Below are 9,721 nucleotides of genomic sequence, written 5' to 3' on the forward strand. Positions count from 1 at the left end.
CTCCGGAGGGAAAGGAAGGGAGCCCCGTTGGAAGAGCGTTGGCGGCAACAGGTTCGCGCCCTTCCTCCACCCCGTCGATCGGGGGAGAGATGGCTCGGCGAAGCCGAGACGGAGTGGGGGTCGACCAGCTCGGGCGCGTGTAAGCAAAGATATCAAACCGCACCCCGCCCGTCGGCCGACCAGGCTCCGGCGCCGGCCATGGCCAGCGCAATAAACCCGCCTGCTATCGCAATGTCCTTCATCAGCATCTGCTGGTGCAGGAAGGCGAGCATCGCGTCGCCGCCGCCCTGGCCATAGTGGCCGATGAAGCCGGCGGCAATGCAGAAGGCGGCGAGCAGCAGCGCCGTGACCCGGGTCTGGAAACCGACCAGGATGAGCAGCCCCGCGATCAGTTCGCACAGTCCCGTGCCCCAGGCAGCAAGTGTCGGCAGCGGCAGGCCGAGGCTGGCGAAATAGCCTGTGGTGCCGGCTATGTCGCTCAATGCATGGATACCGGAAGGCACGAACAGGGCGGCGAGCAGCAGCCGGGAGAGCAGGAGCAGCGCGTTGCGGGGCATGTTCACCTCCCTTATCGGCCGCAGGCCGGCCTCCCGATAACCCGATCCTATCAGAAACTCCGGCCGACAGATCGGCGGGCATGTACCAACAACGAAAAAGCGGCGCGGAAAATTCCGCGCCGCTTTTTGTCGGCTATTGCCGGGTTCTTGGCTCAGCCGCGCTTAGCGTCGATCGAATAGGCGCCGGCGCCCGAGGAAGCCAGCACGAGGAAGCCGCCCGCAATGGCGAGGTTCTTGAGAAACTGGATCATTTGCATCTGGTCGGCCCAACCGGTATGGGCGACCAAGCCGGTAGCGACGGTGAAGATCGCCAGCACCCAGGCAACAATCCGGGTCTTGAAGCCGACGAGGATGGCGAGGCCGCCGAGAAGCTCGATCAGGCCGACGACAATGGCCGTTACGGTCGGCAAGGGCAGGCCGAGGGCACCGAAATAGCCGGCCGTGCCGGCGATGGCGGTCAGCTTGCCGAAGCCTGAAAGCAGGAAGATGACGGCAAGCAGGACGCGGCCGAGGAGGATGGTGGTCGAGGCATTGGATGCGCCGGAACCGGCGACTGAAGTGTTGATGGACATGGTGGCTCTCCGGAATGGTTGATACCGGGGAGATAGAGCAAGCCGACTGTTCACCAAAGCCACCAGACTGGCGACACATTGTTCACAGTACTTACGTTTCCGTGATCGGGCGGCCTGCGAAAAATTTGCTTCGCGTCACGTCGTGACGAGAGTAAATTCTCCCGTCACGAAACACCCGGCTTTTGGTCGACGCATTCCGGACCGAAAACCGAAAGACACTTTCCTGGAATTGACTACCCCGGATGCGTCATGTCCTCCGGCCGCACCAGCCGGTCGTAATCGGCTTCGCTGACCAGCCCGGTTGCAAGCGCTTCCTCGCGCAGCGTGGTGCCCTTCTTGTGCGCGGTCTTGGCGATCTTGGCGGCATTGTCGTAGCCGATGGTCGGCGCCAGTGCCGTCACCAGCATCAGCGATCGGTCGAGTGCCGCCTTGATGTTGTCTTCGCGCGCCTCGATGCCGACGACGCAATTGTCGGTGAAGGACACCGAGGCGTCGGAGAGCAACTGCACCGACTGCAGGAAGTTGTAGGCCATCAGCGGGTTGTAGACGTTGAGCTCGAAATGGCCCTGACTGCCGGCGAAGGTGAGCGCCGCATTGTTGCCGAACACCTGCACGCAGACCTGTGTCAGCGCCTCGCATTGGGTCGGGTTGACCTTGCCCGGCATGATCGACGAGCCCGGCTCGTTTTCCGGCAGCGACAGCTCGCCGAGCCCCGAACGCGGACCGGAACCGAGGAAACGGATGTCGTTGGCGATCTTGAACAGCGCGGCGGCCGCCGCATTGATGGCGCCGTGCGAAAACACCATGGAATCATGGGCCGCCAGCGCCTCGAACTTGTTCGGCGCGGTGACGAAGGCGATGCCGGTAATGCTGGCGATGCGATCCGCCACCCGTTCGGCGAAGCCGACCGGTGCGTTGAGGCCGGTGCCGACGGCAGTGCCGCCCTGCGCCAGTTCCTGCAGGCCGGGCAATGTCAGCTCGATGCGCTTGATCGACGAGGCGACCTGCGCCGCATAGCCCGAAAATTCCTGGCCAAGCGTTAGCGGGGTGGCATCCTGCGTGTGCGTGCGGCCGATCTTGATGATGTGATTGAACTCTCTGCTCTTGGCGGCGAGCGCCTTGTGCAGGTGCTTCAGCGCCGGCAACAGATCGTGCACGATGCGTTCGGCGCAGGCGATGTGCATGGCCGTCGGATAGGTGTCGTTCGACGATTGGCTCATATTGACGTGATCGTTGGGGTGCACCGGCTTCTTGGAGCCCATCACGCCGCCCAGCATCTCGATCGCCCGGTTGGAGATCACCTCATTGGCGTTCATGTTGGACTGCGTGCCCGAGCCGGTCTGCCAGACCACCAGCGGGAAATGGTCGTCGAGCTTGCCGTCGATGACCTCTTGCGCCGCCTCGACAATGGTCTTGCCGATCGAAGGATGAAGGCGTTTGAGCTCCATATTGGCCTCGGCCGCCGCCCGCTTGACGATGCCCAGCGCGCGCACGATCGACGCCGGCTGCTTCTCCCAGCCGATCTTGAAATTGCCAAGGGAACGCTGCGCCTGCGCGCCCCAGTACCGGTCGGCGGCAACTTCGATGGGACCGAACGTGTCGGTTTCGGTTCTGGTATTTGCAGCGGTCACAGGTCTCTCCTTGTCGAAGTCGGCAACGGCGTATCGCGTTGCACAAACGGCTTCAAGCGGAGATTGCGGGCGGCAAGTATGCAAATCGGTTGAAGGTGTGCTGGTAATCTCCCCCCTCGAGGGGGAGATGTCGCCGAAGGCGACAGAGGGGGTCGGTTCGACCGGGCGCGACCTCCTGCCGCCGCCGGAAAAGGTTGGCGTCCATGTGAGGCGACCCCCTCTGGCCTGCCGGCCATCTCCCCCTCAAGGAGGGAGAAAAGCAGCTCACCCCGCCGTGTATCCCCCATCGATCGAAAAAATCCCGCCACTGGTCCACGCGGCCTCGTCGCTGGCCAGGTAAACAGCCATCCCGGCCAAATCGTTGGGGCGGCCGATTCTGCCGAGCGGATAGCTGCGTTCGACATAGGCCTTCAGTTCCGCCTTTGCCTCGGCTGGCAAATTGTCGACGGTCTTGCGCCGCATGGCGGTGTCGACCGTGCCGGGCGCGATGGCATTGACGCGGATGCCGCGCGGGCCGAGTTCGAAGGCGAGCGACTTGGTCAGCGAGTTCAACGCGCCCTTCGACAGGGAATAGAGGCTCGACGGCCGCTTCGGGATCATCTTGTTGGCGAAATAGGACGAGATGTTGATCACCGATGCGCCGGCTGCCAGATGCGGCAGCAGGCCCTGTGTGATGAAGAACACAGCAGTGACATTCAGCGCGAAGGATTGCTGGAACTGCGCCTCGCTGACGGTTTCGAACGGCACCAGGAAAGCCACTCCGGCATTGTTGACGAGGATATCGATAGGCGTGCCCGATTTTTTCACATGCTCGATGACGGACGCAATGCCGGCCGATGTGGCAAGATCGGCCGACAGCGTCTCGATAGTGCCGCCGAGCTGCTTGCGGGCGTCGTCGAGCTTCTTGGTGTCGCGGCCGACGATCAGGACGTCCGCACCCTCGTGCAAAAAGGCCTCGGCGATCGCCAGGCCGATACCGTCCGACCCACCGGTGACCAGCGCGCGCTTGTTGTGAAGTCTCATGGGATGCTCCAAGGCTACTCTGGCCGCCGCGAGAGCACCGCATATCAGCGGGCGAGGTCAAGCGGCCAGCCTATCCGGTAGTGGGTCAGTTTGAAATCTGTCTCGCCTGAACGTGGCTCAGCAGTGAGACGACATATCGTTCCATATCAAGCCTGCGAGCGGTTCCAAGTACACTTGCCCAGGTATCCTGCGGACCGGCGCCAGAGGCGATCATGGCCGGTGCGTTGTGAAATGAATCCGCGAGCATACGAGCTCTGGATAGATCATCGGTCGCGCGAATTTCGACGAGGACGATGCAAAGAACCCTCAGGATATTTTCATTCGTGATGGGTTGAGGATCAATCAGTTGAGACACCTTTCTTTCGGTACGCCCCCGAGCCGCTGGCTTTTCGGCTTCCTTCGCCTCGATCAGCGCAACGATATCGCTAATCTCCTAAAGCTTGCCAGTCACGCCGGCGGCCATCGCGGGCGTCATGCGCATGAAGCATGAATGCGGACAAAGTTGTAATACATGAAGTGCAGGGGCAACGGCGTTGGCGTGAGCTTCCACTGCCGTTGGTCAGGTGCGTGAAGCGGCGCATATGCATCCGCATAGTCCGGTTTTGGCGTTCGGCAAATGACGTGCTGACGTGCTTGATGTCTGGATTACCTTCGATCCACTCTTTCCGCGCACCAGTGCATTCGGCGGGGCTATGCACTCGATTGTCATACGCCGTCCCATACTTTCTGTAAGCATATAGGAGTTCACGGCGGGTCACGACAACGGCATTCGCGGCATCAAATTTCAAACTGACCCACTACCGCCTATCCCACGGTATGAACTTCGGTGACGGGCTCCCGCAGGGCCAGCCGGCCCGCGACATAATTCTTGACCTGGCGGACGGCCTGTTCGCGCGAGACGCTGCCCGGTTGCAGGCCGAGCCGCAGCCAAAGCCCGTCGATCAGCGCCGTGACGCCAAGCGCGATGTCGTCGGCATCCGCCGGCGAGGCGAGGCCGTGCAGGCCCGACAACAGGTTCGAGCGCATGCGCGCATGGATCACCCGCTGGATACGGGCCATCTTCTCGTCGCGCGGCACCTCGGCGCAGAGCGACAGCCAGGCATGGCACAGAGGCGGCTGGAACAGATGCTCTTCGAAATTACCCTCGATCACCGCATCCATGCGCTCCATCGGCGTACGCGCCCGGCGAAGCCGCGCGATCACCGCCTGGCACAGGACGGCATTGGCTTCGCGCATCGCGTGCTCGAACAGTTCCTGCTTGTTGCGGAAATAGTGCAGCACGATGCCTTTGGAGGCACCTGCCTGGGCGGCCACTTTTTCCAGGGTCGCGCCGGCAATGCCCTCGCGCTCCAGAACCACGAAGGCCGCCTGCCGCAGCTCCTTGCGGCGTATCTCACTGAGACGCTTGAGTTTCACGGGATTGGTCCATGCATTTCGAATCCACGTTGACATTTTCGTCCGCTCAGATCAAGAATTGACCCATGGGACAATAAAAAGACCAATTGGTCAATTTCACGAATGAGGAGAACCGAAATGTTGCGCATCCTTGCAAACGGCGTCTGTTTGGCCGCCCTCATGTTGGCCTCTCATGCGGCCCAGGCGGCCGAGGGCCAAGAGTGCAGGACGGTCCGTATGGCCGAACCCGGCTGGAACGACCTTGCCTTCACCACGGGGGTCGCCAACATCCTGTTGGAGGCGCTCGGCTACGAGCCCCAAAGCCAGGTGCTCGGCATCAACGTCATCTACGAGGGCATGAAGAACAGGGACCTCGACCTGTTCCTGGGCTACTGGGATCCGGCCATGGTCACCTATTACGAGCCCTACAAGAAGGACGGCTCTGTCGAGAATGTGCGCGTCAATCTCGTGGGCGCCAAATACACCTTCGCCGTCCCGACCTACGCCTGGGACGCCGGCGTCAAGGACATTTCCGATCTGCACAAATTCGCCGACAAGTTCGGCAAGAAAATGTACGGTATCGAGCCCGGTTCAAACCAGTTGATGATGGACGCCATCGCCGATCCGGCCTTTGGCCTGGACGGCTGGCAGGTGGTCGAGTCCAGCGAAGCCGGCATGCTTTCCGAGGTCGGCTACGAGATCAAGGAAAAGCAGTTCATCGTCTTTCAGGGCTGGGCGCCGCATCCGATGAACACGATGTACGACTTCAAGTACCTGACCGGCGGCGACAAGTTCTTCGGCCCGAACTTCGGCGCCGCGACGGTGACGACGCAGGTGCGCAAGGGCTATCTGCAGCAATGCCCGAACGTCGCGCAATTCCTCGGGAATCTCGCCTTCGACATCGATTTCGAGAATGTCGGCATGGGCTATCTGATCAATGACGGCATGAAGCCGGAGGACGGCGCGCTGAAGGCAATCACGGCCAACAAGAGCCGTCTCGATGCCTGGCTCGCCGGCGTCACCACTTTTGACGGCCAACCCGGCCTTGCCGCGGTCAAGGAAAAGCTCGGCCTGTGAGGGCGGCGGTGCTTGATGCTTTGCCGGAACAGGACGCCTGGGCCGGCCGCAAGCAGTTCGTCACTGTCGGCGATCTCGACATCGCTTATGTCGAGATATCAGGCGCCGAGCCGGCACTGCTGTTGGTGCACGGCTTCACCGACACCAGCCGCAGTTTTTCGCTTCTGGCGCCATATCTGGCCGACCGTCGTCTGATCATGCCGGATCTGCGCGGCCATGGCGCCTCGCAGGCCGGCAAGAACTGCGGCATCGCCGATCTTGCCGATGATACCGCCAGGCTGATCCAGAGTTTACAACTCGACCGACCGGTCGTCGTCGGCCATTCGCTGGGCGCCATGGTGGCCATCGCATTGGCAGGGCGACACAAGGAGCTGATCGGCGGGCTGGTGGTCCTGGCCGGCACGTTGAAGCCCGATTTCGCGCCGGGTCATCCGCTGGTCGCGGGCGTCGAGGCCCTGCGCGACCCGATATCGCCGGCCGATCCGTTCTATGCCTGGTGGCATGCCTGTCGTTCCGACGTGCCAGCAGCCTTTCTCGCCGGCTTGGCGCAAGAGGCCTCGGCGATGCCGGTGCCGCGCTGGCGCGCGATTCTCGACGAAATCCGCCGCGCCGACCTGACCGATGCTGCACGAGCCGTGCAAGCCCGGACGCTGATCATCGCCGGCGCCTGCGACCCGCTGTTCGGCGAGGCGCACCAGCAGGCGTTGCAATCCGCCCTTGCCGGAGCCGTCTTCGTTCGGGCCGAGAGCTGTGGCCACAACCCGCATTGGGAAGACCCGGTCCTTGTCGCAAAGGCGATCATCGATGCATTTGAAGTCTAACGCCCGACCAATGATTGCGATGTGGGCGACAGCCGCAAAGTCTCCGTTTGTTTGGTCAGGCCGAGCTGCGCGGCCTGCCAAAAATCCCGCCATGCCGGAGAAGCGGCTAGGGCGGCCTGGTGGCGGGCATGCGCCTCGGTGCTGGCAAAACCCATGACGCTGATGAAGACGTTTTCATCAGCCCGTACCGGCAGGCGCGGAAAACTGTTCTCGGCATGCTCGGTAACGAAGGCGGCGAGCAGGCGTGCGTCGGCCGTCATCAGGCACGCCGTCTCAGTCTCGAAGCGAGTGGCGAAATCTGCCTCCGTGCCGGGCTGCAAATGATGAATCTCGATGACAACGATGCCGGTCAGCGGTTTGTTTCGAATGGGCTTTTCGTCATCGGCCAGGCTTGGCCGCTGCTTGCCCGCGAGGTCGAAGCCGGCGGCGGGCCACGCCGGCTTCAGCAGCAGCACATCGTCGGAATCGATCATCGTTGCGTTGGCCGCATGGCTGTGCGCCGCCCAGACCGGCCCGCCATAAAAAGCGGCGAGAGCATTTTTCCGCGCATCCATGCCGTCGAAGCCGCGCATCCAGACGAACATGTCAGGCTGATCGAGGTCCCGGAACTGGCCGATGATGGTCATGCCGGCGTCCTCCTGGCCCTCGATCAGCCTTCCGTCGAAGATGCCGATGAGCGTGTCGCGCCGACCAGGCTTCAGCGTGTATCGCCGAAGCTCGACGACAGGCGAAGCGAGCGCCGAGGGTTTCGTCGCAACGTTCTGGGGCAGGTTCATCCGACATTCTCCAAAACAGGGTGATCGTCCTGTTTTGTAAAAAAGACCGGTTGTCCTGTTTTGTCAACATGCTAAAGTTCGGCAATGTCAGCAGAGATGACCGTCCAGCCAAAACCGCGCCCGGGAAAACGCACCAACGACCCTGAAGGCATGCGCAAGAAAGTGCTCGATGTCGCCGAGGACGCGTTCCAGGCGCGCGGCTATCACGCCTCCAGCATCGGCGATCTGATGGCGGCGGCTGATGTCAGCGGCGGCGCGCTGCATCACCATTTCCCGACCAAGAAGGCGCTGGCGCTGGCGGTGATCGACGAGCGTGTGGCCGCAGCGGTCGAAGAGACATGGATCGCGCCTGTGCTGGCGGCGGCGTCGGCCCGCGAGGGCGTGCGCTCGGTGTTCGAGGCCGTGGCGGCGGAACTGGAGCAGCAGGGTTTCGTGCGCGGCTGCCCGCTCAACAATCTGGCGCACGAACTGTCGCTTGCCGATCCCGATTTCCGCATTGCCCTTTCCGGTATCTTTGCCGGGTGGCGGCGCGCGATTGCCGACAAGGTGCGTGCCGACCAGCAGGCGGGCAAGGATGGGGGCACGGACCCCGAACGCTTCGCCGCGCTGACGGTCGCCGCCTATTCCGGGGCGATGTCGATGGCCAAGACGGCGCAGGATGCCGGTGTGCTGCGGGATTGCCTGGCGGGGCTGGAGCGCAGCGCGCCATCGCCATCGCAGGGCGGATTGGCAGCCAGGCGACGCAACAGGATACTGCCACGGCCGAGAACCCCTTGAATTTGCGTCGCTGCGTTCTTCAGGCGATGCCGGGCGAGATGGGGAACGCCGGGCTCGGGTTCAGCTACTCGGCCAGCGGCTTGATCGTCTCGTAGCCGTTGACGGATTCCGAACTGGTGTCTTCATCGTAGCGCCGCGCGAGCGCGGCTTGCAGATCGGGCGCATAAAGGGCGGTGAATGAATCCAGCGTCTCGCCGGCGCCGTTCTTGAAGGTCTCCTTGACCGCCAGGACATTGTATTTGCAGTCGCCCAGACGGAATGCTTCCTTGCCCTTGACGATCAGGCTCAGCGTCTTGGTGCCCTTCGGCGGCTTGTTCGGCGACAGCTCGACGAACTCTATCGTGGCCTTTGCCCCCGCCTTCAGCGGGAACAGCTTTCGCAGATCGGAAAACGGGATCATCGCCTGGCGGCCGGTGTCGCTGTCGCGAAACACCTCGATCAGGCCGGCGAACAAATATTGGGTCTGGGGCGATTGCGATTCGTAGGTGTTGATAACCGACATCATCCCGCCGGCCACGGGCCGAAATTCGCTCTGGATGCCGGGTCTCGCCAGAACGAAACCCTTCCTGGCGGACTTGGCATCGACGCAATCGGCGGCATGCGCGGTGCTCGCGCACAACATCGCGGCCAGGATCATGCAGATAGCTGCGGCTTTCATTTTCGTCCTCCTCCGCTCGCGCAAGCGAGACATGCCAGACCCATGGCGTCATGTCGATGATGGCGCAGAGGCGCTGGACGACCGGCTGCTGTCCATGCTGAATCAGCGTATGATGAATCGCCATTCGACTGGATCGCTTTCCCGACGCAACTTCCTGGTACAGGCTGCGGGATTTGCCGCGGCCGGCGCCTTGCCGCGGCCGGCCTTCGGCCAGACCGGGCAACGCGTCCAGGCGATCGACGCCACCTTCCTGTTCATCGCCGATGTCCATGCCTGCCGCATGGCGAGCGGTTTGAGCCCCGACTGCCTGCAGGAAGGCAAGACCGACGCCGCGCTGCTGCGCAACGTGGCGGTGCTGAATGCGCTTGGCGACAAGGACTGGCCGGCCGAGATCAATGGCGTCGCCACCGGCCTGCGTTCGGCCGGCAGGATAG

Annotated in this window: 11 protein-coding genes and 2 pseudogenes; 4 read left to right on the plus strand and 9 right to left on the minus strand. The window is 62.7% G+C overall.

Features of this window, described 5'->3' with window-relative positions; translation table 11 throughout:
- Positions 1-152 precede the first annotated feature (152 nt).
- The 7 genes and pseudogenes from EOB59_RS30570 to betI form a co-directional block, all read right to left on the minus strand.
- Positions 153-557, minus strand: a complete 405-nt coding sequence (locus EOB59_RS30570; protein ID WP_128289967.1) for a DoxX family protein — start codon at positions 555-557, stop codon at positions 153-155.
- Positions 558-709: 152 nt separating this feature from the next.
- Positions 710-1,129, minus strand: a complete 420-nt coding sequence (locus tag EOB59_RS30575; protein ID WP_127332224.1) for a DoxX family protein — start codon at positions 1,127-1,129, stop codon at positions 710-712.
- Positions 1,130-1,362: 233 nt separating this feature from the next.
- Positions 1,363-2,760 (minus strand): class II fumarate hydratase, encoded by a 1,398-nt coding sequence (fumC, locus tag EOB59_RS30580; protein ID WP_128289968.1) that lies wholly within the window; start codon positions 2,758-2,760, stop codon positions 1,363-1,365.
- A gap of 264 nt (positions 2,761-3,024) precedes the next feature.
- The gene (locus EOB59_RS30585; RefSeq protein WP_128289969.1) at positions 3,025-3,783 is read right to left on the minus strand and encodes an SDR family oxidoreductase; all 759 of its coding nucleotides are present in this window, start codon (positions 3,781-3,783) and stop codon (positions 3,025-3,027) included.
- Between the two features lie 85 nt (positions 3,784-3,868).
- On the minus strand, positions 3,869-4,138 hold the full coding sequence (locus tag EOB59_RS30590) for a hypothetical protein (RefSeq protein WP_128289970.1): 270 nt from the start codon (positions 4,136-4,138) through the stop codon (positions 3,869-3,871).
- Between the two features lie 81 nt (positions 4,139-4,219).
- A pseudogene (locus tag EOB59_RS36875) lies at positions 4,220-4,484 on the minus strand (IS1 family transposase); the annotation flags it as partial.
- 103 nt (positions 4,485-4,587) lie between these two features.
- Positions 4,588-5,235, minus strand: coding sequence for a transcriptional regulator BetI (betI, locus tag EOB59_RS30595; protein ID WP_128289971.1), 648 nt, complete (start codon positions 5,233-5,235; stop codon positions 4,588-4,590).
- An 81-nt stretch (positions 5,236-5,316) separates the two neighbouring features.
- Here betI and choX point away from each other — a divergent pair, with 81 nt between their 5' ends.
- Positions 5,317-6,255 (plus strand): choline ABC transporter substrate-binding protein, encoded by a 939-nt coding sequence (choX, locus tag EOB59_RS30600; RefSeq protein WP_128289972.1) that lies wholly within the window; start codon positions 5,317-5,319, stop codon positions 6,253-6,255.
- Positions 6,256-6,263: 8 nt separating this feature from the next.
- A complete protein-coding gene (locus EOB59_RS30605; RefSeq protein ID WP_128289973.1) occupies positions 6,264-7,076 on the plus strand; it encodes an alpha/beta hydrolase in 813 nt (270 codons plus the stop codon).
- Here EOB59_RS30605 and EOB59_RS30610 read toward each other — a convergent pair.
- The gene (locus EOB59_RS30610; RefSeq protein WP_128289974.1) at positions 7,073-7,852 is read right to left on the minus strand and encodes an NIPSNAP family protein; all 780 of its coding nucleotides are present in this window, start codon (positions 7,850-7,852) and stop codon (positions 7,073-7,075) included. The two genes, EOB59_RS30605 and EOB59_RS30610, sit on opposite strands and share 4 nt — an antisense overlap.
- A 96-nt stretch (positions 7,853-7,948) precedes the next feature.
- Between EOB59_RS30610 and EOB59_RS30615 the strand changes: the two genes are divergently transcribed.
- Positions 7,949-8,629: a TetR/AcrR family transcriptional regulator gene (locus tag EOB59_RS30615; RefSeq protein ID WP_128289977.1), complete on the plus strand. Its 681-nt coding sequence runs from the start codon at positions 7,949-7,951 to the stop codon at positions 8,627-8,629.
- A 64-nt stretch (positions 8,630-8,693) separates the two neighbouring features.
- Here the strand turns inward: EOB59_RS30615 and EOB59_RS30620 are convergent, their stop codons facing one another.
- A complete protein-coding gene (locus EOB59_RS30620) occupies positions 8,694-9,287 on the minus strand; it encodes a hypothetical protein (protein WP_128289975.1) in 594 nt (197 codons plus the stop codon).
- A gap of 154 nt (positions 9,288-9,441) precedes the next feature.
- On the opposite strand from EOB59_RS30620, the pseudogene EOB59_RS36880 reads away from it, so the two are divergent.
- A pseudogene (locus tag EOB59_RS36880) lies at positions 9,442-9,721 on the plus strand (metallophosphoesterase); the annotation flags it as partial.

The organism is Mesorhizobium sp. M7A.F.Ca.MR.176.00.0.0 (assembly GCF_004023165.1).
Classification (GTDB): Bacteria; Pseudomonadota; Alphaproteobacteria; order Rhizobiales; family Rhizobiaceae; genus Mesorhizobium.

Coding starts and splice junctions, on each gene's coding strand:
- EOB59_RS30585 (WP_128289969.1), bottom strand. CDS start 3,783: ATGAGACTTCACAACAAGCGCGCGCTGGTCACCGGTGGGTCGGACGGT.
- EOB59_RS30570 (WP_128289967.1), bottom strand. CDS start 557: ATGCCCCGCAACGCGCTGCTCCTGCTCTCCCGGCTGCTGCTCGCCGCC.
- EOB59_RS30575 (WP_127332224.1), bottom strand. CDS start 1,129: ATGTCCATCAACACTTCAGTCGCCGGTTCCGGCGCATCCAATGCCTCG.
- choX (WP_128289972.1), top strand. CDS start 5,317: ATGTTGCGCATCCTTGCAAACGGCGTCTGTTTGGCCGCCCTCATGTTG.
- EOB59_RS30610 (WP_128289974.1), bottom strand. CDS start 7,852: ATGAACCTGCCCCAGAACGTTGCGACGAAACCCTCGGCGCTCGCTTCG.
- betI (WP_128289971.1), bottom strand. CDS start 5,235: ATGTCAACGTGGATTCGAAATGCATGGACCAATCCCGTGAAACTCAAG.
- EOB59_RS30615 (WP_128289977.1), top strand. CDS start 7,949: ATGACCGTCCAGCCAAAACCGCGCCCGGGAAAACGCACCAACGACCCT.
- EOB59_RS30620 (WP_128289975.1), bottom strand. CDS start 9,287: ATGAAAGCCGCAGCTATCTGCATGATCCTGGCCGCGATGTTGTGCGCG.